Source organism: Novipirellula rosea (assembly GCF_039541335.1).
Classification (GTDB): Bacteria; Planctomycetota; Planctomycetia; order Pirellulales; family Pirellulaceae; genus Novipirellula; species Novipirellula rosea.
This window is the reverse complement of the sequence record NZ_BAABGA010000082.1, coordinates 264625-286996: the sequence shown is the minus strand read 5'-3', so window position 1 is coordinate 286996 and position 22372 is coordinate 264625. Positions and strand designations below refer to the sequence as shown.

Genomic DNA, 22372 nt, shown 5'->3' with positions numbered 1-22372 from the left:
CTACTTTTTAACAAGTGACCAATCGCGACGCTGGCGGCTGCTGGGGATTCCCATCCGTTTTCGGTATTTTGTTACCGTTCGGCGGGCAACGGTCATGCTCGCCTTTTTCAGCTCGTCGACAAGTTGCTCGTCGCTGTAAGGATTGCTCTTGTCTTCTTTGTCGATCAATTCTTGCAGCTTCAACCGAATCGTATCCCAGGCAACATCGTCGCCATCTTCGGTTTGCGTTCCTCCGACGAAGAATCGTTTCAGCGGCAAAATGCCACGCGGGGTTTGGATCCATTTATCATCGACCGCACGGCTGACCGTGGTCACATGGACGCCCACTTTGTCGGCAATCTGTTGCATTTTCAGCGGTTCGATCGCCTCGGGGCCTTCGTCCAGAAACTTCTTTTGATGTTCGACGATCGCTTCGGCGACTTTGGTCAGTGTGCTGCGTCGCTGTTCGATCGAGTCGATCAGCCACTGGGCACTGCTGATTTTCTGTTTGATGAACTCGCGTTCTTCCGTCGTGCTGTTGGGGTCCTGCAGTCGGCTACGGTAGTAGTCGCTGATGAATAGCGTGGGGACGCGGTCATCATCAAGCCGGACTTTGTATTCGCCTTCGTCATCTTGTTCGAGGATGATGTCGGGGGTGACATTGGGAACGTAGGTTTCCATGAACGCCGCGCCCGGCTTGGGGTTGAGCATATGCAGCTCTTCGCGGATTTCTTGGATCTGCTCGATCGTGAAATTTGTTTTCTTGGCGATTTGTGGCAAGCGGTTCTCGGCCAAATCGACCAAGTGCGAGCGGATCAACGTCTTCATTTCCTCGTAATGAGGAATCGCCGGGGAAAGTTGATTCAGCAGGCATTCGCTCAGGTCACGAGCCGCGATTCCGGCCGGTTCAAGCGATTGCACGATACCGAGTGCTTTTTCGGCCAGGTGCAAGTCTTCTTCGGTGTGGCCGGCTGACAACAAATCGACCAACGGGGTGCGAAGATAGCCACCGTCGCGTGCATCAAGGGTGCTGATGATCCGTTCGGCTAGCTTTTCGATGCGGTCATCAATGTCCATTTCGGCAAGTTGATGCAGCAAGAAATCGTTTAGCGATTCCGGTCGCGACTGGGCATTGGCCATCAAATCGTGGCGGCGATCGGCATCGTCCTGCATGCGGTTGGACGAGCGGCGGAACGAATCATCAAACGTGCTGGGAAGATCATTGACCATCTTTTCCAAGCGTTCGAAATCGTCTTGGTTGGCGTGGTCATTGTCGACGACGAGTTCTTTCTCGTCTTCGCTACGTGTATCGGCCGACGGAGCATCATCGTCTAAACGATCTGGCTCCGATGGATCGACATCCTGTTGTTCGAGCAGCGGATTCTCATTCATCTCCTGCTCAATGCGCTCCTGCAAAGCCAATGTAGGCAGCTGCAGAATCTCCATTGACTGGATCATCCGAGGGGCCAACTTCTGAACCTGCATTTGCCGGGCCTGAAGACCCATCGACATCCGCATTGTTGCATTCTCTGAAAATACGAGGAGGTGGAATCCTGGCACCGCCTGTTCCCCGAACCAGCGAACTGGCAATCGGTGGGGAACTGGCAATCGGTGCGCCGCAATTCTACCAGCACTCGCTGTGCCATTGGCGAGAAAAATGCGGCTTTGGCCAAGAAAAGTTTCTATAGCGTGTTGGTACTATAGTTTTTGCCGGCCCGTCAATGCATCCGCGATCATTTCGCGATTGGCATATTCCAACACGCTTCCCGCCGTAATTCCTCGGGCCAAACGGGTGACTACGACCGGATATTCACTCAACAGATTCGAGATGTAGAGGGAGGTTCCGTCTCCCTCGACCGTCGGGTTGGTCGCCATGATCACTTCGACAAAGTTCCCTTTTCGAACGCGTTCGACCAGGGGATCGATCGTTAATTGGTCGGGCCCGATTCCGTCCAGCGGGGCGATGCGGCCGAGCAACACGTGGTAGACCCCTCGATAAGCACTCGATTGTTCGAGGCTCATCAGGTCACGAGGCTGTTCGACCACACAGATCCGAGTTTTGTCGCGATTGGGATCCGAACAGATCGAACAAAGTTCGGTCTCCGACAGATTGAAGCATGCCGAGCAGTAGCGAACGTCCTTGCGAACACGCCGGATTGCGTCGGCAAGTCCGAGTGCCTCGTGTTCGCTGACCCGCAGCAGGTGGAACGCCAAACGTTCGGCACTTTTGCGTCCGATCCCGGGTAAACGCCCCAATTGTTCCACTAATTCCGATACGGCACCGGCATGATTGCTCATCGTGATCAACCGCCTCCGGTCAAGTTGGCCAAGATGCGATCGAGTCCGGGGATGTTGATGTCCATGTCGGCCACCATTTGGGAAATGCCGTCGGCGTACAGTTGTTTTGCGGCGGCGCCCGCCTCGTTGGTCGCTTCGAGCACCGACATTTCAATCACTTCACTGGAATACTCACCACGGATCTGTACCGATTGGACATGCCCAAGCCCGTTCATCAAGACAGTCACATCGGTTTCCGATGCCGTTCCCGTGACCGTCGCGACTTTCATCTGGTCGTTGAGCTGCTGCATCTTTTCGGGCAGCTTTTGGAACGAACCCATCATCGAAGCAATATTGCCGAGATTGCCAAGTCCTTTGAACATATTGAACGCTTAAAAGTAGGAGAATGCAGGAAAGAAACGATCGCTGAGTGCGAATTGTATACCGTTGGCAAACGATTCCCAACACCTGCGATTCTAATCGGAGCCGATGCGAATGGGCATCGATCCGGGCGAGCAGAAATCGCCCCGAGCAGGGCCGCTTGGCCCCCGAAGAAGTGCTTTTACCGTCGTGGTGCGGCCATGAGGCCTCACCCGGTTTTAGCGTGAAAAACGTTCGAATTAGACCGGGCGAGACCCTGCACCGCACCGCTATAAACTCGCCCCGTTTAGTGCCAAGAAGATGGCATTGGGCGATTCGCCCCGCGGTGTCGAGCCGAGCCGCTAACGAACAGAGCGGCTTTTTTTACGGCACCGTGAACGTTATTTCGAGTGAAAGTTGTACGCCGAGTTGTACTGGTCAAAGTCGGCATTGCTAAGTCCGACGTTCACGTTCAGATCGAGGTAGGTGTACTCTTCGATCACTTCCAAGGGAGCTCCCTGACGCTTAGGCCAATCGTAGGCCACGTAGCGGATCGGCAGGTTCAGTTCGTCGTCGATGAAGATCTGAGCCTGATGGAACTCGGCACCGGGGGTACGGGTCGGCTGGGTCACATGCAGCACGGTACAGGTGCGGTCTTTGATTCGTGCGTTTTTGCGGAATTCGCAAGTAACGTCAGGGCACTGTTTGGCTTGCTGGCCTCGCTCGATCAGCTTGACGATCAAATTTTCGATGCCGATTTCGGTCATTGGGTAGCGTTGGCCACGCATTGCCAACATGCCATCCACTGGAATCGTGACGGTGGGCAAGAACTTGCCTTTGAACCCGCCTTCGTGAGCGACGAGATAGCCGTCGTTCTGGTTCTCGACGAACAAGACCTCGCGGCCTTTGACGCTGCTTGGTTTTAGGAAACCGAGATAAACGCTTAGCGGCTGGGTGAGCTGGCCAGCGTTTGTTTTACGATTGCGAACTTTCGCATACATGTATTCATAATCGCCGAGCGTGTCCCCGACACGTTCACGCTTGACCAAGATCGCGGTGTAGTCGTTCACGTTGGCGCGGCAGTGCGTCAGTGCGTCCTGGGCCATGTCCAGGGCGCGATCCAACGGGTGCTGGGAAATAGGCTTGTGAGTGATGCTGGCCGCGTTCGCGACGCGGTGGATCGGTTCGACGAGCTGCGGATCTTCCGCAAAAGCACTCCCCGTTGCCAGTGCACCCGTAGCGGAAAGCGAACCAAGTAGAGCGACAAAATGGCGGCGTTGCATTTTCATGAATTTCTTCCTGGAAGTAACGTTGCGGCCATCCGTTGCCGCCTAGGTTGTCTATCGCCGAACGAGAGCACGAATCATGAAAAGGGAAAAGCATCACAGTCTTCAATACCGTAACCGGTACATCCGGAACCATCGCTGCGATGATTCGCCACTCCTGCCGATGGCAGACCAAACACTCCGTATTTCTACCGAGGATTCGTGGTTTCACCATACAGCCGCCGCCAATGCAGTTTCTAGACCATTTTCGCCCATTTGCTCGGGGAATGATGCAAAAAATGCGACTCGTACTTCTTGAGTCGTTCTTAAATCATTCTTTGATTTTCGGCTCAACCACCCCCTAGCAGCCGGCCGATGAGTAAAAAGCGGACAATCGGCAAAGTTTTCCTAGCTTGCCAATCCCGCAGGTTGCTCTTTTGCCCTCGGTCGAGTTTTTTGAAATGATTTCAAGCCGTTCTTTCACCGGATCTTGCTCGGCCACGGGGTTGGTGCTCGTTTTGCTATCAAGCATTGTTGTTTCCCCGACAGCTGCGGCGGATGTGACATCGGCGGAAACGAGGGCGAGACAGTCTTGGGCTCCGGTGGCCCGCTCGAATCAGCCGCCGCAACCGCTGCGCGACCCCGTCGATTGGCCCCAACCCGTTCGTCATGCGTCGACCAGGGCTGTGTCAACTTCCCCAAGCGGGGCGACTGTAGACAGCCGTTATCCGCAACGCGTCGGCTTGGCTGCGGAATCGGCTGACGCGTTCCGAAGCGAGCAGCGATTTCGAAACGAGCAGCGATTCCGAAACGAGCCACCGCAGAACGCTTATGGCGAGCCGCCGATCCATGTGCCCGAGCAATCGGAACCTCCGGCCGGGCAAAACGTCGGATTGCTTTCGGATTTGTTTGGCGGGGCGATCGGTCCTGGCAACCCGACGCCGACGCACCGCGTGATCCGATCACCGGAATTCAGTTTGCCCAAAAACAAGCTTGGCGAACGATACTCGCAAACCCATCCTCCGCACGGGTCGCATCACCAACGCAAACTCGGCACGCCCGCGACGATCCCGCAAGCCAAGGAGAGTGCGAGCTGGAAGACGCCGTATTCGTACGGCTATTTCGGAGCGACCAGCAAGCGAAGTTGGTCCAAGCACACGGGGTATCGGGACCGCTATACCGAATGGACCCTGCAGTAGCATTGGGATCCTGCAGTAGCATTGGAATCCTGCCGCAACATTGGGATCCGCAGATGGGGAAGAGAAGAGTGAATCGAGCTGAGTTGTTTGGACTGAGTTGTTTGCCTTCGGATCGCCCTTCTTTCAAACGTGGCGGCAATCGGGGTACGATGGGCGGAACTTGTTGCCGTTGTTCACAACCTCTCTCTCCCCTAGCGATATACGATGAGCTCTCCTGAACCTTCCTCAGGGCGTCCCGCCCCCGCGTCACCTGCATCGCCCGCTGGCCGTCCAGGTCACCGTGGTGCCCCGTTGCCCGAGCCTTCGGTGATCCCCGAGAACGGATGGCATTGTGCCCATTACTTTTATCGTTTTCGCCGCGAAGCACTTTCCGCACGTCTGAGTGCCGAGTGTCAAAGTCAGTTCAAAGCCGCGCTGCATCCGGCTGCGGACGTGGCGCCCGAGCGACTGGCGAGCTACTGGACCAGCGGGCATCGTGCTGATTTCGGCGTGATGATCATGGATCCTGATCCGGCCAAGGTGGATGCGGTTCATCAACGCATTCTCGCTCCGCCGTTGGGCCAATTTGTCGAGGCGAGTTGGTCGTTTGTTTCGATGAGCGAGGTGAGCGAGTACGTTCCTTCGATTGAGGAATACGAGAAACGTTTGATCGCTGGTGGCGAAGTCGCCGGTTCACCCGAGGTGGCTGCCAAGGTGGCTGCGTATGAGCGACGTTTACCGATGATGAACGAGCAGCGGATCCGACCGGAATTCCCCGAATGGCCTGTCGCTTGTTTTTACCCGATGAACAAAAGCCGCGTGGTCGGCGCCAATTGGTTCACTGAACCGTTCAGTCTGCGAAACAAGATGATGGCCGAGCATGCCCAAAGTGGCATGGCGTTCGCCGGCAAAGTAAGCCAGCTGATCTCCGTCGGCGTCGGTATCGACGACTGGGAGTGGATGGTCACGCTGTGGGGGCGAAACCCTGAATACTTGAAAGAGATCGTCTACAAGATGCGGTTCGACGAAGCGAGTGCCAAGTACGGCGAATTCGGGCCGTTCTACGTCGGTTATCGCGCCAGTGCCGAAGAAATCCTCGAGCATTGCCAACTCAGTTAGGAGCCTAACGCTCTTTCAACAAGATCCAGTAACACTAACCCGACGCGTCAGTTTCGAAGTTGCTGTTTTTGTGCCGGAGGCACTTTATGGGATAGCCTTGGACTTTAGTCCAAGGTTATCGGTTCTGAAATTGGCGCCAAGTCGCGGAGCGACGTTCTGCGGCGAACCATCAAGCCACAAAACGTCCCGTTGGGACTCGATTGATATTGGCGAAGATCCCTCGGACTAAAGTCCGAGGCTATCGAAATATGTCGCTCCGCGACAGCAAATAGCGCAACTTCAGAACTTACGCTTCGGGGTGTGATTCTCGTGTGCCGGATGCGCCCGTAATCTCTGCGGCTCAGGAGAACGTTTCGCCGGTGATTCGCTCGAACGCTTCGGTGTACTTGGCTGCTGTTCGCTCGATCACCTGCTCGGGCAACGGCGGCGGATCGGATTGTTTGTCCCAGCCGCACTGCGACAGGTATTCGCGAACGAACTGCTTGTCGAACGAGGGTTGAGCCGATCCCGGTGCGTAGTTGGCTGCATTCCAAAATCGTGAGCTGTCCGGCGTCAGCACTTCGTCGACCAGCACCAATTCGCCATCGACCATGCCGAATTCGAATTTGGTATCCGCGATGATCAATCCCTTGGATGCAGCATGCTGAGAGGCTTCGCGGTAGATATGCAGGCTTTGATCGCGAAGTTTTTCGGCGAGTTCCGTACCGATGTCCGACGCCATCCGCTCGAAGGTGACATTCTCGTCGTGCCCCTCTTCCGCCTTGGTTGCCGGGGTGAAAATCGGCTCCGGCAACGCATCACACTGCTTCAGCCCCGGCGGCAGTGCGTTCCCGCAAATCTCGCCCGTCGCTTGGTATTCCTTCAGTCCGCTGCCTTCGAGATAGCCGCGGACGACGCATTCAAACGGCACGACGTCGGCTTTTTCGACAATCATCGTTCGCCCCTCTAGCGGCGATGTGTCGAACTTTTGCGTCAAGTCGGCGGGGATCTCCGTCGCCAGCAAGTGATGTCGAACGGGCAGAATCGAAAACCAAAAACGGCTCATTTGCGTCAACAAGCGGCCTTTGTTCGGAATCCCGCTGGGCAAGATGTAGTCAAAGGCGCTAATTCGATCGCTGCTGACGATCATCAGCGAATTTCCCAGATCGTAGACGTCGCGGACTTTGCCACTGCGTCGGGGCATTGGCAAATGCGTCGATAGCAGTGCTCCGCAGGCGTCGAAGGTGTACAGGTCCGGGGGGCTGGATTCGTTTTGGTTGCTCATGCGTTTACTTTGCCAAAACGCCTCCGACTCGGCAACTAGCCTTCTGTGGCGAATCCCCGCTTCGCAGATTCCCCCCCCCCTCGTCTCGCGAATCCCCTAGTTAGAAAGTACAATAACTGTCGCAGAAGACGGATGGCGACGTGCTGGAAAGAATACGTTACGCTCTTATGCTTCAATTTTTGGTTGCGCACGCGCGTATGACTCATCAACTTCGGAATCAGCCTGGCAAGACACTATGGGACAGTTTTTCTTTGATGTCCCTGAGACGGCTCAAGATTTTATCAGCCGGTCTCTCTGGAAAGATGCCTATATCTGCGGGATTGAAGGGGTTCCTTGGCAATCGCGAAACGAATTTGATGGCTCGCGATTGACGATCACGCGAGGCATCGAGTCCTCGGGGAAGCTGTTTTTGACCTGCCCGGTCGAAGGCGTCGGCTATTGCACGCTCAATACCTGTAGTTTGCGGCCGCTCGAAGAAGCCCACCTGCTGTTGTTGGAATTGGCTCGCGGCAGTTGTTATCGCGCCCGTATCCAATCCGACGCGTGGGAACGAGCCGGATTGACGCTGACCAGCACATTTCTAGAGCTGATGGCCGAGGGAACGCAACGTTTTCTTGACGCGGCTCAGCGTCGTGGCGACCCCGGCGTGGCATCGGAGTATGCGATCGAAGCGATTTCGATCCTGGAACAAGCCAACGCGGAACTCGGTGATAGTTACGCGATCCAGTCGGTTTCGTTCCGCAAACAGCGTGAGAACCAGCTGGGGACGTTGTTGGCCGCGGCCGTGGTGCCGCCCAGCCCAACCGAGCCAGATCACGAGGAAGCGTTTTGTGCGGCCTTTAATTCTGCGGCGGTGCGACTGAGTTGGGCCGATATCGAAACCGATTCAGGCCGTTTCGATTACGACGCGGCCGAGCAATCGATTCGTTGGTGCGCGTCCAAAGGGTTACGCGTGATCGGAGGTCCGCTATTGGATTTCCGCGAGCGTTTGATGCCACACTGGCTGTATTTGCTCGAAGATGATTTTGAGTCGCTATTGCAATCGGTTTGTAATTTTGCCGAACGCACCGTCTTAAAACTTCGCGGTTCGGTCCAACTTTGGAATTGTGCTTCGGGACTCAATACACCCGGCCCGCTAAAGCTTGACGACGAGCAAATCATGCGATTAGCTGTGGGGATTCTGCAGACGGTGCGCCGCAATGATCCCAACACCCCGGCGATCATGATGTTCGATCAACCGTTTGGCGAATATTTGGCCAAACACCGAGACGCAATTTCACCGCTTCACTTTGCCGATGCAATCGCTCGCAGCGGACTCGGGATGGCAGGGTTTGGTTTGGATGTGCGAGTGAACTACGCCAGCGGCGCGACGCTGCCGCGGTCGGCCATCGACTTTGGCCAAATGATTGACCGCTGGGGAACGCTCGGATTGCCGCTGCTGGTTCAGCTGTCGATCCCCGGAGATCGTGGAGCGGATGAAAAGGCGATCTATCCCCTCGAACCGCTACCGGAAACCTCGTCCGAGCTTGATGCGAGTTCCGATCAACTGCGAATCGCAAGTCCGCTGATTCGCACGCTGCTTGCCAAACATATCGTGCATGGCATTGTTTGGGACGGCTGGTCCGATGCATTGCCGCATGTGTTGAGCCATTCGGGGCTGATCGACGCCGAAAACGAACCGCGACCGCTGCTGGATTATTTGACGCGAGTCCGACGCGACTTTTTAGCGTAAGCTCCGCGGCCTTCGCGTAGCGAAAGTCGCCAAGACTTTCGGCGTCATGCAACACCGTTTACCACGTTTCCGGTACATCGGGTTGTTGCCAAACGCTCATTCCGCCGTCGACTAACAACGTTTGTCCGTGGACATGTTCCGCCGCGTCGGATAACAGGAATACCGCGGCACCACCACATGCATCGGGGCTGGGGATTTGGCCGTTGGGTGTGTGTAGTTTCATCCAGCTTTCAACGCGTGTGTCTTGATTGACAATGTCGGTTAGTGGAGTGCGGACCAACCCCGGTGCCATCGCGTTGACGCGGATTTGATGCGGGGCCAGCGAAACGCACAGCGAGCGAACCATCGCCGCGACCGCTCCCTTGCTGGTGTCATAAGCGGTGTGATCGGGTTCCGCCAACACGCCATTGATCGATCCGGTAAACAGCACACGGCCAGCCACGCCATTTTCGATCCAACGTTTGGCAAACGCCTGAGTCAAAAAGTATCCCGAGGTGACATTCAAATCGATCGTGGTGCGATAACGTTCGTATGTCATCTCTAGGAAAGGGGTGTCGATAAACGTGCCGGCGTTGTTGATCAACAGATCGATGCCCGGCATCGTGTTCTCAATCGTCTCCATTAGATTGGCAAGATATCCACTCGGAGGGGCTGACAGATCGGCTGTCAACAATTCCGCTTGGACGCCCAATTCTCGCAGTTCGGTCCGCGTGCGAATCGCGTTCTCGTCTTCGTCGCGTCCCAGAATCAACACATCCGCTCCGGCGGCGGCGATTGATTTTGCGATGGCTGCTCCGACGCCTTGGGTACCGCCCGTGACAAGGGCCCGGCGTCCGGTCAGATCGAAGGGAGATGACGTGGGGCTCATGGTGCGTGAGATTCCGATTGTTGCGTGAGCGAAAATGGAGGGGCGAAAACGGAGGGAGCTGCGGATGGGAAATGTAGGAAATGCGAAATCACAAAAGTTTTGTTGTCACTGGTTTTCGGAAAAAAAGCAGCAACTTTGCAAGTTCGTCTCATCGACGGGCGAAACTTTTGCCGACCTACCTTGATGACTACCTTAGCGAGTCTAAGATAAAGGTTGTGGGACTGAATAAGACCCACAACCGCTTCGGTCGTCTAATTTCGGCAGAGGGATCATTTTCCGGGTTCGCCAAAGTCATTCAAAGGCTTGTACAGTAGTACGCTGAGACTTTCGCGTTTCTCCCAGCGGCTCCATTTTGCCGCCGACCGATCGAAGCATTTCAAATAGCCGACCAATGATGTGAAAACGTCATTGGCCGGTTTTTTTTTATGCTTTGATCGAAGCCGACGGCATGTCGCCGCAGTCGCAAGGGACTACGATTTCGCGGGATCTTTCCCGTCGATCCAAGGACCGCCCAGATTCATGTATTCCGGTTCGACCAATTTGCTACCAAAATCACCCGCATTCCATCCGGGGATATGTTTTGGATTGGCGCGAGCTTCGGAAAGTTGTTCCCATTTTTTTGCCCAACCTGGATCGGTGGTGCTGATTTCGCGGGTTTCTGGATCGACGAAGAACACCTTGCCTTGACGATAACTTTCCGCACCGAGGTTCACGACGGCAATCGCGGCGGCACCCAAGTCGGGTGGGTTGTTACACATCATGGGCTCGCCTGCTTCGCATGCATCAAGCCAATTCGCAAAGTGAGCGTACGTCGTATTGCCGACTTTTTCGGTGGCGATGCGTTCGTCTTTGTAGTCACGCTCGTGCGTGACTTGAGGACGCTCGGCAACAAAATCGAAGCCGTCAAATTCTTCGCCGTTTCCAAAACGGAACGTGCCAAAGTGTCCGCGAATCAGTTGGTCAATTCGTGATTCTTGGTTACACATCGTGGCGGTCACCAAGCCTTGAACGCCTTCGTTGAAATCGGCGACCACCGTGGCCACATCAGGCACATCGCGGCCGTCGTATTCCATGTAAAGACCGCCCGCCCCAACAACGCGTCCAGGGATTCGCAGTCCCGTTGCTTTTAACATCGAAGTGGTGCGGTGCACGAACAGATCGGTGAACATGCCGCTGCCAAATGGCCAGAAGCGACGCCACTGTTTGTACTTCTCGCGGTCAAACGGCATCTCCGGTGCAAGTCCTTCGTTCGATCCGAGCCAGCGTTCCCAGTCGATCGTTTTGGGCGACATGTCGGCTTCGAGTTTGTAGTACCGCCACTGTCCCATATCGCTGTTGCGGAAGTACTCGGTTTGGAACCCAAGAACCTTGCCAAGCTTACCGTCTTTGAGCAACGCATTGACTTCATTCCAAACCGGCAAACTGGTCGACTGCACGCCCACCTGCATGACTTTGCCGCTTTCACGCCACGCCTTCTCGACCGAAAACGCTTCCTCGACCGTCTTGGTCATCGGTTTTTCACAGTAGACGTTCAGTCCCGCTGCGATCGAATCGACTGTTTGTTTGTGATGCCAATGGTCAGGCGTTCCGATACAAACGGCGTCGAGATTTTCTTTCTCGATCATATCGCGATAGTCGACATAGCGACCGGGATCCGTTCCCGTAGCTTTCTTGATGTGGTCGGCGACCTTGTCTCGCTGCGTTTTATAGACTTCGGCGACACCGACCAGCTCGATGTTCCGGCCTTCTTCGTGCAGTTTGCACAGTGTCTTGACGTGTGCGCCGTAGCCGCGACCACCGGGGCCAATGAATCCAATTCGCATCCGTTCGTTGGATCCTGCTGCTGCAGAGGCTCGCGTGGCGGAGAGGCCCACCGATGCTGCTGCCGCAACACCGGCCGACTGCGTGATGAAGCCGCGGCGATTGGATTGATTCTCGGGTTGCTTTTCAGCTGTCATGATAAAGATTCCTCAATTTAGACGCTCTCGGTGATAAAAGAGCGATCGGGTAATAAAACGTACGGTGAGTGGAGTCAAAAAGGTTTTTTTTGTGGGACGGCTATTTACGGAACAACGACTTGTCCTCGATGGAAGTCAACTCGTTTGCCGAACGGCCCCATTTCCAATCGAGTGTTGGCGGCGTTTGGCCATCGGACAGACATGTTAATTGGATCGGGTGATAACCCTTGGCCAATTTAATCGAAACCGTACGCCGTTGTCCCGCTTGGTAACCAAAGTCGGCATTGAGCACCGACGCTTGGTGAATCCGTAGAAACGCTTTGCTGCTCGTCGACAAGGTCATTTGGTAGGTGCCCGTTTCTGGCACATCGATCCAGCCTGTCCACTGGATGGCCCCCTTGCCGGCTGGCAATTCCGCCGCATCGATATTCGCAGACGTGCCCGTTTTTTGCGGTTTCATTCCACTGGTTTTCGGGACGTAGGGGAAATCGCCTTCGTAGAACGACCACTGCAAACCGGGCGACGCTTCCGAGACTTTGGCTGCCGGAATAGCAACATTATCGTAGGGCCGTTTAGCACTCGCGTTGGGCATCCGTGATTGCAAGACATGGTCACGCATCCGCTTTTCAAGTTGCTTGAATCTTGGATTTGTGTCCGCGAGATTGTGCTGTTCTTTGGGGTCTTTTTTCAGGTCAAAGATTTGAAACGGATCGTTGTGTGACTTGATGTTCACTCGCACGCCCTTGAATCCGTCCAAATGCACGACTTGCATTTGGCCTCGTTTTTTGCCGCGATGCGATGGCGAGAAGTCTTCGTATTTTGGGGTCGATCCGTTCTGGGAATACTCGACATAAATCTGGCTCGCTGCCGCTTCGCCTTTTCCAGTCAATCGTGGACGCAGCGAAACGCCATCGGTGCGGGCCGGAGCAGCAATCCCTCCAAGATCGGCAAACGTCGGCATCCAATCATGAAACTGACTTGGTTCTGTGTTGATCTTGCCTGCCGGAATGTTCCCAGGCCACCATGCCAACGTGGCGACGCGAATGCCGCCTTCCCAAACATCGCGTTTGATCCCATTGAGTGGGCCGTAGGACTGGAACGACGTGGGGTCGTAATTTGAATTGGAAAGGTAGCTTTCTTGATGCGGCCCGTTGTCACTGGAGATCACGACAAGCGTGTTTTTGTCGATCTTTAGATCACGTAGCGTCTGCAGTAGATCGCCGACGCAGTGATCAATTCGCCGCACCATCGTGGCGAATCGTTCTTCCTCGTCGCTCCAACCTTTGCCGACGTAATCGGGATGGCGGTACGAATCAATTTCCCCTTCGGCGGTGTTGATCATGTGGCCCGCTTCGCCGGTCCACTGAATTCCTCCCTTCAAACCGCTGCCTTCGGGATAAGCCATCGTCGGCGTTTGCAGGGCCGCATGGGGTGTGTCGTAGGCGAGGTACAGAAAAAACGGTTCCTGCGGATTCGATTTTGTCTGTTCAGCGATCCAGTGTTTGCTTCGTGCCGTGAACAAGTCGGTGGTGTAACACTTTGAAAGCCCCGCGGAAACTTCGCGGTCGTTATGCCATACCTGTTTGGGTTGGCGATGGTTTTCGCTGTTGCCTAGTGGCCACGCGTCGGCGGGGTAATGCACATGCCCATCGACGTGACGAACGTAGCCGAAAAATTCATCAAAACCTCGTTTGGTCGGATAGGCGGGCCATGTTTCTGCCGAGTCGCCATTGCCCTGCAAGCCATACTTCCCAATCAACGCCGTTGTGTAGCCGGCGTTTTTCATCACCGTCGCCAGCGTATGATTGTCGGCCAAACTCTTGTCGAATTGGTTGTCTCGCACCTCGGCGTGTCCTTGGTGCACGCCGGTCAACAGCGACGAACGGCTGGGGGCACAGACCGGAGCCGGACAATAATGCTGGCGAAGCTGGATGCCTTCGGCCGCCATTTGGTCGATCATCGGCGTATGCAGCCGCTTGTCGTGTTGGGAATTGTTTTGGTGCAGGACTCCAAGGTCACCCCACCCCAGATCGTCACACAAAATGAAAATCACATTGGGCTTCGACGGCAGGTCGGCCGCCGTCGCCGTAGGGTGGGGCCCGGCATAGGCCAGCGTCATTGTGAGAAAAAACAGGGCAGTCAATCGCATCATTCTTGGGGTATCACTCGTGATCGGAAGGTTGATAAGCGTCGTCGTTGATCGCCGCCAGGAGTACGGCGGAATGGGACCGCATAAGGTTCGGTTCTCATTGTAACCCAATCTCTGCTTGTGGGTTTACCTGCACGCCCTACACTGAACGACTACCTGTTTTTTTGTTTGTATTGATTATCTTGCCGGTTATGACTGAAACCAATTCCGATCTGGCGGACCAACCGCCCCGCAAAATAGCGCCGAGCCCGAAATTGTCGGGACTGGGGCTGACGCTGGCACTTCTGGCGGTCTGTCTGTTCCCGTTGGCGGGGCTAAGTCTGTATGCGACATTTTATGGTCGCGCCGCCTCGCGATCGCTGCCGGTGGAAGTCTCGCTGGACCGCCAAACCGTCGTCGCCCCCAATGGCCAAGGCGGGCTGTTGACCGATGTCGTGGTGATCGTCAACACGGCCGATCATGACATTCCCAATCTAACCGTGAATTTGAACGGCCAGTATTTTTTGTACCGTGATTCCCCTCTGCAAAAAGGCGAAACGTTGGTGTTGCCTCAAAGCATTTTTATGACCAAAGCCAATCAGCGATTCGTTCCAGGTCGGTACCCGATCACCGAGGTCACCGTGACAGGGCGGTTGCCCAGCAATGCACGTGGGGTGACCGAAGCCCACTTCGAGTAGACGCCTCTGCCCTGCCCTGCCCAGCCCAGCCCAGCCCAGCCCTGCCCTGCCCTGCCCCACCCTACCCTACCCAGGCTCCTGGTTTGTCCGCCCACCTGTCTCCGTTTGACCTGCCTCGCGAGAATCCAAACATGCGTCCCTTCGCCGCTCGTGCTCTCTGTTTGTTGACTATGTTTGCCATCGTGATCGCGCCGACGGCGGCGATCGGGCAAGGTAGTAAACAGAATTACGAACGCTGGCAAACGCTGACCAAGCGGATCAATCAACCCATTTTCGCGGACAAAGTCGATCCAAACTGGAGCGAGTCGTCGGAGGGTTCGTTTTGGTATCAAGTTCTCACATCCGATGATGCATTCCATTACATCATCGTCGATCCGGAAAAAAAGACTCGCAATGAGGCCTTTGATCACGACCAATTGGCGAGCCTGCTTGCATCAGAACTGGGACAGGACGCGGCGTCATCGAAACCAAACTTGAAACTGCGATCGTTGTCCTTTGACACCGAATTTACCAAGGCTCGGTTTGAATTTGGAAAGCGAAAGTGGCAGTTCGTCCTACCTGCTGGCCCGCTCAGCGAGGTTGATTCGCGAGAACGCGACCGCGCCGATTCGGACGCCGTAGAAACACTTCCTGCCAATCGACAGGTGCAGAGAAGTCGCGATGGCGGCGATCGGACGCAGATTCAGTTTGAAAACCGCACCGCCGAATCGCTGCGTTACAAATGGGTGACCCCGACTGGCGAGTACCGCGAATACGGCCGCGTTGCACCTCAGAAAACCGCATCGATTTCGACGTTCGAGGGGCACAGCTGGATCCTAGAATCTCCTAGCGGTTCGATCGTCGCGGCATTTGTCGCCGACGTGTGGCAGTCGCTCGCTCGAATCGACGCGGATACGCCCCAACCCAAACCGTTACGAAATTTGACAAAACGATCGGCACGTGCGGGCCGTTCGTCGCAATCTCGTTCGCCTGATAATTCTTGGCAGGTTGCTTTCGAGAATCACAATGTCGTGCTGACATCAACAGCTTCCGATGCACGAGCTGTTTTGACGACGGGCGGCGATGACAAAAATGGATTCGCAGGACGAGTTTGGTGGTCACCCGATTCTCGCAGCTTTGTCGTGATGAAAACTGAGAAAGTCGACGTGCGAACGATTCCGATTGTCCAGGCTGCACCGAAGGGCTCGATTCACTCCGAATTGCATACCGTCAATTATGCAAAGCCCGGTGACGCAATGGATCATCCGCGTCCCGTCCTGTTTCGTGTCAACGAAAACGAAATCGCCGAGACAACCGTCACGATGATTGACGATTCGTTGTTTCCGAATCCCTACTCGATTGGCGATTTTCAGTGGCACGATGACAGTACCTCGTTTTCATTCTTGTACAACGAACGTGGCCATCAAACGCTGCGTGTGATCTCGGTCGACGCGGAATCTGCGGAGCCGCGAGCGATGATCGATGAACAGAGCGAGACGTTTGTTTGTTATTCACACAAGACTTTCTTGCGGCGAATCGATGCGACCAACGAAGCGATCTGGATGAGTGAACGCTCGGGGTGGAATCATTTGTATTTGATCGATCAAGCCAGCGGCGAAGTGAAAAACGCAATCACCCATGGCGATTGGGTGGTGCGGGGTGTCGAACATGTGGACGAAGCGAATCGACAAATTTGGTTAACGGTTTCGGGGATCGACAAGAATCAAGATCCCTATCATCGTCATTTGATTCGAGTGAACTTTGACGGCAGCGATCTCGTTCGCTTGACGCGTGGTGATGGAGATCACGCGTGGGGATTCTCGCCCCAGCGCCGCTATCTCGTCGATTCGTATTCGCGAGTCGATCTGCCACCGGTGACCGAGCTCCGGGATGCCGAGACGGGCGAGTTGGTTGTTGAGTTGGAAAAGGCGGATGCGTCCGAGTTGCTGAAGACTGGATGGCAATTTCCCGAACGGTTTGTCGCGAAAGGACGCGATGGGGAAACTGATATCCATGGGATCATCATTCGTCCTACCGATTTCGACGCGAGTAAAAAGTACCCGGTGCTCGAAGCCATTTACGCCGGGCCTCATTCCGCGTTTGTGCCCAAGCAATTTGGCCGCCATAGCAGCTTGGTTGAAATGGCCGAGCTAGGGTTTGTCGTGGTCAAAATCGATGGGATGGGGACCAGCCATCGCAGTAAAGCATTTCACGACGTGTGTTGGCAGAACCTTGGCGACAGCGGGTTTGCCGATCGCATCGCTTGGATGAAGGCGGCGGCAATCGACCGACCTGAAATGGACCTCTCCCGCGTCGGCATCTGGGGCGGCTCCGCGGGTGGCCAGAGTGCGATGCGAGCCCTGATCGCTCATGGCGACTTCTATCACGCAGCGGTCGCTGATTGCGGATGTCATGACAATCGCGTCGACAAGCGATGGTGGAACGAGCAATGGATGGGCTATCCCATCGGGGCTCATTATGCCGAGCAATCCAACGTGACCCAGGCTCATCGGTTGCAAGGTGACTTGATGTTGATCGTGGGCGAGATGGACCAAAACGTCGACCCCGCGACGACCATGCAAGTGGTCGATGCGTTGGTCAAAGCGGATAAGGATTTTGAGCTGCTGGTGATGCCCGGGGTCGGTCACGGCGCCGCGAGCCACCCCTATGCTCACCGTCGCCAAGCCGACTTCTTCATTCGTAAATTATGGAAAAACGAACCCCGGTTTTAGATCGTGCTCGCCGCGTTCTGTGGAAGAGCGGCTTAGCAAACTTCGACATGTCTCGGGCCGCAGAGCAATCACCCCCCATAACCCAACACGTCAGCGAGGGACTGAAACAAGATCAAGATTCGCACGCTGACGCGTCGGGTTGTGAAAAATGCAGCTTCAGAACGGCATCGTGGGGACGCCTGGCTTGGAACCCAATGAATTGCGGGCTGTCCGCCTGCCGAGCGAGAAAAAATGAGCCGAGAAAAAAATGAGGCGAGAGCCTCGAAAGCAGTGCATTCCCCGGCTGGAGCCTGGGAATGAGCGTTTTTGGGGTGCGATCGTCAAAAAACACAAGAAATCACCTTTTTGGTTTAATTCAACTTGCTTAGGCTAGAACTACTTTCGTAAACGTCGCGTAGAAGCTATTTAAAATCTCTCTCTCTTACCGTCACTGTTCTGCACTGTTTTGATGAATCTTGCTTCCCGGATCGCGTTGATTGCCTATGTGGTGGGCGGCTGGCTTTTGCCGGCGATGCACCATCATCCAGGGCATTCGCACACGCAGCTTGGCGGGGCGGCAGGTTCGACGTGCTGTTCGGATCACGGTTGCGACGCGGCGTTAGCGACGCCCGATTCATCCCACGGCGACGGCTCGCATGCTGATGACGGTTCGCAGTGCTGCCACCACCACGATCGTTGTGATGTTGCCCCTACGAGCCATTCGGCTCCTTCAGCGGCTCTCACTCATTCCCCCGCCGATCAGTCTCATTCGGTCCTGTACGCGGTCGATTCGGGCGATCCTCACGCTTGTATCGGGCTGTGTGCTCTCTGTGCAGCCCAAAGTTTAATCGGTCAAACCGTCGCCAATTCGTCGTCCTCGATAGGCGAGATCACGCTGGTCGATCGCATCGGTTCGACTGGAATCGGCTGGCCGCTACGCGTCCAACGCGGCGGCATCTCTTCTCGCGGTCCTCCTGCGATTCTTTAAAGACGTTTCGTGCCGCACGTGGCACGGACACCATCGATGATTTTGCATCTGCATTTTGATGCTGATGTTTGCTTGATGTTTCCACCGACGCTCTGCCGTGCGCTGGAATTTCGGTCCGGTCTTTTTTGAATCATTTAATCTTTTTTGAATCGTAGAGAATCACAATGAACACTTCTTATATCTTGCACACTCGAAGTCGCCCCCGCCCTTACGCTAGCAGCTCGCGTTCGGGGAACCCACGTTTCGCTTTCACCTTGGTCGAACTGTTGGTCGTGATCGCGATCATCGGGGTCTTGGTTGGATTGTTGTTGCCCGCGGTGCAAGCGGCTCGCGAAGCGGCTCGTCGGATGAGCTGCAGCAATAATGTGAAACAGCTCGGTTTGAGTATTCACAACTATCATTCGTCCTACAACCAATTGCCGATGCATGGCGGCGGGACTTGGGTCAACGGAGCTGCGATCGGCAGCGATGTCAGCAACCGCATGGATTTGTCGGCCTGGGTTGGCTTGACTCCATTTTTTGAACAGCAAGCGTTGTGGGAACAGATCAGCAACCCGCTGGGATCGTATCCGGCAATGGGCCCAGAAACGGACGAAGCAAACTATCAACCCTGGGTCACGGAATTGGCGACGCTGCGTTGCCCGAGTGATCCCGGTGTAGGATTGCCTAGCTTTGGACGAACCAACTATGCGGTCTGTCTTGGTGATTCGATCCATTACATGGATCGCGGACCGCTGGGAATCGAGAGTGCGACGACCGTCACGCTCAGCAATCTGGCGACGCATGAGACCGAAGCACGTGCAGCTTGCCGAGGCGCGTTTGTATCGCACCAAACGATGCGTTTCCGTGACGTGTTGGATGGTATGTCCAACACGATTTTTGCAGGCGAAATCGCAACGGATCTCGGTGACAATGACATTCGTACGATTGCCGCGATCGGCAATGACGCGTCCGAATTGGTGCGTGAAGAACCCGACTATTGTGTTCACGACGGGTTGGTCGACCCCAATCGTCCCAAATTCTGGCTTGCCGGGGTGGCAACGCTCGCTCCTTCAAATCACGGTCGCGGATTTCGTTGGGCATCGAGCGGCTCGTCCTACACTGGTTTCAACACGATCATTCCTCCCAACCGTGAACTCTGTTTTGGCGGTCCCAACGCCAGCTCGCATGGCGTTGCACCGCCGAGCAGCCGACATCAGGGCGGCGTGCATGTGTTGATGGGCGATGGCTCGGTCAAATTTGTTACCGATTCAATCATCGGCGGTGACGTTCACCACGAGAATGTTTGGAGCGGTGGTGCCGGCGAAAGCGCTCCTGGATCCAAGAGTCCCTATGGTTTGTGGGGAGCCCTTGGCACACGCGCTTCGCGAGAAGTCATTAGCGACGACTTCTAGTCCAATCGATTGCCGTTTCCGTTTCGGTAGCGAAAGTCGCCAAGACTTTCGGGCGACATCCCCGTTGAGCCTTCACGCTCGTTTCACGACCGTGCCAATGCCGGAGTCGGCTGTGGCAACGTGGCTGACGAGCGTTGAATGATTTGCTGTGCCGCCAACGTCGCGAGCGCTTTCAGCGTCAGTTGCGGATTGATTTCGCAACCGGCAGGGAAGATCGAGGTGTCGGCGACCGTCAAGTTTTCAATCGCTTCACCGCAGTCGGTCATCATTTGGAAGGTCGTGGGATTGACCACGTCGCCCAACGAAGCGCCGCCTTGGGGATGGGTGGTCAACAGATTGACGAACGCGGGACCGCGGCGGCGAATTTCGCTCAATCCCCATTCAAAATCATCCATGTTTCGGATGCGTAACGGACGGCCACATCGCATCAGGATCGATTTGGTAGGCAGATGCAGCGAGACGCCGTCATCGGGTTTGGCCGCCGCAAAATAGATCCGTGCAACACGCCGTAAACCACGCAGCAGCATTTCAAATTCGTCACAGTCGAATTCGAGATGGAAATCGCCACATGAGTCCACGTAGTTGCTGCAGCGAACTTTGGTGGGAACGACAATGCCCGACATCGACAGATGATTGAACTTTCGCATCACGCAGGCGAACTCTTTGAACCATCCCGTTAACGCCAGCGCGACCGTGCCGGGAAAGTGGAACCAATTTTCCAACGCAGGTTCCTCGACCATTTTGCCGTTTTCCATGATGTTGCGGCGATCGACTAAGAAACACTGAGTCACGCCCGGTTCAGGGCGAGTGCTATCGGATGGCCAAATCGGCTTGTCAAACATCGCGTACAGTGCCGTTCCGATGTTCGCCGTCAATCGTTTACCGAGATGTTGGTTTCTCAGTCCCGCACACGACAAGCTGTGGCTCAGCAATTTGTTCGTTTCACCAATCCCTGCAGCGACAACAAATTCGTTGGCCGAAATCGTGGTGTGTGTATGGCATCCCGATTCACTGCGGTGGCATACGTCGATGCCGTCGACTCGCAGTGAGCCCACTTCATCGCGACGAATTCGCAGTCGCTTGCCTTCGGTTCGGTAAGACACCTCGGCGGGAACCGGATTGTTCATCGACTGAGTCAGGAAGCTGTTGGGTTCGCCTGCCTTGTACGGATGAATGCCACCGATGTGATCCCCGAAACTGTCCACGGAATTGTCGCTGCCGCAGCCCAAGCACTCACGCCGCATCGCCACGGGCAGCGGTTGGACATCTTCGCCGAGCGCGTGACATCCTTCGGCAAAACGCATACTGCGATCGCTGATCTGAGACTTGGTGACCTCGGTGTTGACTCCGAGCTCGTCACAGACCGACGTCATCAATTCCGATAACTGCGAATAGTCGACACCGGTGGGTCGACGATCGCCCCACGATTCATAAACCGATTCGATGATCGGCAGGTGAATCGCATTGTTAACGTAGGGGCCGCCACCAAACACGCGTGCTTGGCAAACGTTGACGGTTTGCTTGGGCGGAATCTTCTTTCGCATCGACGGGATGGCGAGCTGCAATTTCGAATGAACGTTCCCCAGCCCGCCGGCGATTTGACCGGCGCCGTCTTTGTAAAGTCGATAAAGAACTTGGTCACTGCGTGGCGGCGACAGTTTGATGCTGCCATCGTCTTGCGGGATCTTTTGGATCAATGCATCGGGGCTGACAAAGTCACCGACGTCAAGGATCAGCACGCGCAGCCCCGCGGCGGTCAATCGGCTGGCGGTGGTTGCTCCGCCCGCCCCGCTGCCGATGATACAGACGTCGTAATGGTTGTTCAGATCCGCCAATGGTGGCGCATCCATCGTCACTAAAAACTCAGGCTTCTCGCACTGAGGTGACCATCCGCCGCCGATCAATTGACGTGCCGGTTGACGCGAATGGATCACCAATCGTCCCAGCATCGTGACGCCGCCGATGGCGGTATGCAGCAGATGGTCATCGGTCCACTCGATGCGAGGTGGGCCGTGTTTATCGCACGGGGTTTCCCCTTGATTGAGCAGTCGGCGAAGTTCGTGAGGGCAAAGCTTGTGCAGTTGATGGCCGGTGTGCTTGACGCTGTAAAGGTTCAACCACAAAAGGGCGACGTTCAGTCCGAGTTGCAATCTCGCGGGCAGATGCTCGGCGTAAATCAGCACTTCACGAGCGACTTGGCAGGCATCATCGCCTTGATGTCCGCACCACAGCGAATCAATTTGCGCATGGATGATCGCAACGAGCGCAGGAAAACGCTTCTCGCGAATCGTTTGAATCGGACAATCGGGTTGATTGTCATTCCCGCCCAGGCCAAACGGTAGAAAACCCGCAGCCAAAGAACCCTTGAGGATATCTCGGCGCGAAAACGCATCCAATGAAGAAAAATCTAGCATCCTTGCCAGTCTCGTCAGCGATCAAGAGGAGTAGTGGAATGTTCAACCGGAACAATCCAT

At 55.4% G+C, this 22372-nt stretch carries 16 protein-coding genes; 7 read left to right on the top strand and 9 right to left on the bottom strand.

Going from position 1 to position 22372, the window contains the following annotated elements; translation table 11 throughout:
- From rpoN to ABD971_RS28075, 4 genes are all read right to left on the bottom strand, one after another.
- The gene (gene rpoN, locus ABD971_RS28090; RefSeq protein WP_486348654.1) at nt 1-1485 is read right to left on the bottom strand and encodes an RNA polymerase factor sigma-54; all 1485 of its coding nucleotides are present in this window, start codon (nt 1483-1485) and stop codon (nt 1-3) included.
- Between the two features lie 192 nt (nt 1486-1677).
- Nucleotides 1678-2277, bottom strand: coding sequence for a recombination mediator RecR (gene recR / locus ABD971_RS28085; protein ID WP_345327067.1), 600 nt, complete (start codon nt 2275-2277; stop codon nt 1678-1680).
- A 5-nt stretch (nt 2278-2282) separates the two neighbouring features.
- Nucleotides 2283-2639 (bottom strand): YbaB/EbfC family nucleoid-associated protein, encoded by a 357-nt coding sequence (locus tag ABD971_RS28080; RefSeq protein WP_339937577.1) that lies wholly within the window; start codon nt 2637-2639, stop codon nt 2283-2285.
- Nucleotides 2640-3017: 378 nt separating this feature from the next.
- On the bottom strand, nt 3018-3905 hold the full coding sequence (locus ABD971_RS28075; RefSeq protein ID WP_339937575.1) for a DUF1571 domain-containing protein: 888 nt from the start codon (nt 3903-3905) through the stop codon (nt 3018-3020).
- A 662-nt stretch (nt 3906-4567) separates the two neighbouring features.
- Between ABD971_RS28075 and ABD971_RS28070 the strand changes: the two genes are divergently transcribed.
- The gene (locus ABD971_RS28070) at nt 4568-5080 is read left to right on the top strand and encodes a hypothetical protein (protein WP_345327066.1); all 513 of its coding nucleotides are present in this window, start codon (nt 4568-4570) and stop codon (nt 5078-5080) included.
- Nucleotides 5081-5371: 291 nt separating this feature from the next.
- Nucleotides 5372-6178, top strand: a complete 807-nt coding sequence (gene hemQ / locus ABD971_RS28065) for a hydrogen peroxide-dependent heme synthase (RefSeq protein WP_425571383.1) — start codon at nt 5372-5374, stop codon at nt 6176-6178.
- Nucleotides 6179-6518: 340 nt separating this feature from the next.
- Here the strand turns inward: hemQ and ABD971_RS28060 are convergent, their stop codons facing one another.
- A complete protein-coding gene (locus ABD971_RS28060; RefSeq protein ID WP_345327064.1) occupies nt 6519-7442 on the bottom strand; it encodes a phosphoribosylaminoimidazolesuccinocarboxamide synthase in 924 nt (307 codons plus the stop codon).
- 235 nt (nt 7443-7677) lie between these two features.
- Between ABD971_RS28060 and ABD971_RS28055 the strand changes: the two genes are divergently transcribed.
- The gene (locus ABD971_RS28055; protein ID WP_345327063.1) at nt 7678-9174 is read left to right on the top strand and encodes a glycoside hydrolase family 10; all 1497 of its coding nucleotides are present in this window, start codon (nt 7678-7680) and stop codon (nt 9172-9174) included.
- Between the two features lie 58 nt (nt 9175-9232).
- Here ABD971_RS28055 and ABD971_RS28050 read toward each other — a convergent pair whose 3' ends face one another.
- The 3 genes from ABD971_RS28050 to ABD971_RS28040 form a co-directional block, all read right to left on the bottom strand.
- Nucleotides 9233-10042 carry an SDR family NAD(P)-dependent oxidoreductase gene (locus tag ABD971_RS28050; RefSeq protein ID WP_345327062.1) on the bottom strand — a complete coding sequence of 270 codons (810 nt, stop codon included), beginning with the start codon at nt 10040-10042 and terminating at the stop codon, nt 9233-9235.
- Nucleotides 10043-10512: 470 nt separating this feature from the next.
- Nucleotides 10513-12000 carry a Gfo/Idh/MocA family protein gene (locus tag ABD971_RS28045; RefSeq protein WP_339937566.1) on the bottom strand — a complete coding sequence of 496 codons (1488 nt, stop codon included), beginning with the start codon at nt 11998-12000 and terminating at the stop codon, nt 10513-10515.
- 100 nt (nt 12001-12100) lie between these two features.
- Nucleotides 12101-14152 (bottom strand): sulfatase-like hydrolase/transferase, encoded by a 2052-nt coding sequence (locus ABD971_RS28040; protein WP_345327061.1) that lies wholly within the window; start codon nt 14150-14152, stop codon nt 12101-12103.
- A 188-nt stretch (nt 14153-14340) separates the two neighbouring features.
- Between ABD971_RS28040 and ABD971_RS28035 the strand changes: the two genes are divergently transcribed.
- From ABD971_RS28035 to ABD971_RS28020, 4 genes are all read left to right on the top strand, one after another.
- Nucleotides 14341-14826 carry a hypothetical protein gene (locus ABD971_RS28035; protein WP_339937564.1) on the top strand — a complete coding sequence of 162 codons (486 nt, stop codon included), beginning with the start codon at nt 14341-14343 and terminating at the stop codon, nt 14824-14826.
- An 83-nt stretch (nt 14827-14909) separates the two neighbouring features.
- Nucleotides 14910-17537: a prolyl oligopeptidase family serine peptidase gene (locus ABD971_RS28030; protein WP_345327060.1), complete on the top strand. Its 2628-nt coding sequence runs from the start codon at nt 14910-14912 to the stop codon at nt 17535-17537.
- Nucleotides 17538-17985: 448 nt separating this feature from the next.
- Nucleotides 17986-18504 (top strand): hypothetical protein, encoded by a 519-nt coding sequence (locus tag ABD971_RS28025; protein ID WP_345327059.1) that lies wholly within the window; start codon nt 17986-17988, stop codon nt 18502-18504.
- Nucleotides 18505-18668: 164 nt separating this feature from the next.
- Nucleotides 18669-19898: a DUF1559 domain-containing protein gene (locus tag ABD971_RS28020; protein WP_345327058.1), complete on the top strand. Its 1230-nt coding sequence runs from the start codon at nt 18669-18671 to the stop codon at nt 19896-19898.
- A gap of 83 nt (nt 19899-19981) precedes the next feature.
- Here ABD971_RS28020 and ABD971_RS28015 read toward each other — a convergent pair whose 3' ends face one another.
- The gene (locus ABD971_RS28015) at nt 19982-22312 is read right to left on the bottom strand and encodes a GMC family oxidoreductase N-terminal domain-containing protein (RefSeq protein WP_345327057.1); all 2331 of its coding nucleotides are present in this window, start codon (nt 22310-22312) and stop codon (nt 19982-19984) included.
- Nucleotides 22313-22372 lie beyond the last annotated feature (60 nt).

Excerpts from the sequence above, each read along its gene's own strand:
- rpoN (WP_486348654.1), bottom strand. The coding sequence starts at position 1,485 with ATGGGTCTTCAGGCCCGGCAAATGCAGGTTCAGAAGTTGGCCCCTCGG.
- recR (WP_345327067.1), bottom strand. The coding sequence starts at position 2,277 with ATGAGCAATCATGCCGGTGCCGTATCGGAATTAGTGGAACAATTGGGG.
- ABD971_RS28080 (WP_339937577.1), bottom strand. The coding sequence starts at position 2,639 with ATGTTCAAAGGACTTGGCAATCTCGGCAATATTGCTTCGATGATGGGT.
- ABD971_RS28075 (WP_339937575.1), bottom strand. The coding sequence starts at position 3,905 with ATGAAAATGCAACGCCGCCATTTTGTCGCTCTACTTGGTTCGCTTTCC.
- ABD971_RS28060 (WP_345327064.1), bottom strand. The coding sequence starts at position 7,442 with ATGAGCAACCAAAACGAATCCAGCCCCCCGGACCTGTACACCTTCGAC.
- ABD971_RS28055 (WP_345327063.1), top strand. The coding sequence starts at position 7,678 with ATGGGACAGTTTTTCTTTGATGTCCCTGAGACGGCTCAAGATTTTATC.
- ABD971_RS28050 (WP_345327062.1), bottom strand. The coding sequence starts at position 10,042 with ATGAGCCCCACGTCATCTCCCTTCGATCTGACCGGACGCCGGGCCCTT.
- ABD971_RS28045 (WP_339937566.1), bottom strand. The coding sequence starts at position 12,000 with ATGACAGCTGAAAAGCAACCCGAGAATCAATCCAATCGCCGCGGCTTC.
- ABD971_RS28040 (WP_345327061.1), bottom strand. The coding sequence starts at position 14,152 with ATGATGCGATTGACTGCCCTGTTTTTTCTCACAATGACGCTGGCCTAT.
- ABD971_RS28035 (WP_339937564.1), top strand. The coding sequence starts at position 14,341 with ATGACTGAAACCAATTCCGATCTGGCGGACCAACCGCCCCGCAAAATA.
- ABD971_RS28025 (WP_345327059.1), top strand. The coding sequence starts at position 17,986 with ATGAATCTTGCTTCCCGGATCGCGTTGATTGCCTATGTGGTGGGCGGC.
- ABD971_RS28020 (WP_345327058.1), top strand. The coding sequence starts at position 18,669 with ATGAACACTTCTTATATCTTGCACACTCGAAGTCGCCCCCGCCCTTAC.
- ABD971_RS28015 (WP_345327057.1), bottom strand. The coding sequence starts at position 22,312 with ATGCTAGATTTTTCTTCATTGGATGCGTTTTCGCGCCGAGATATCCTC.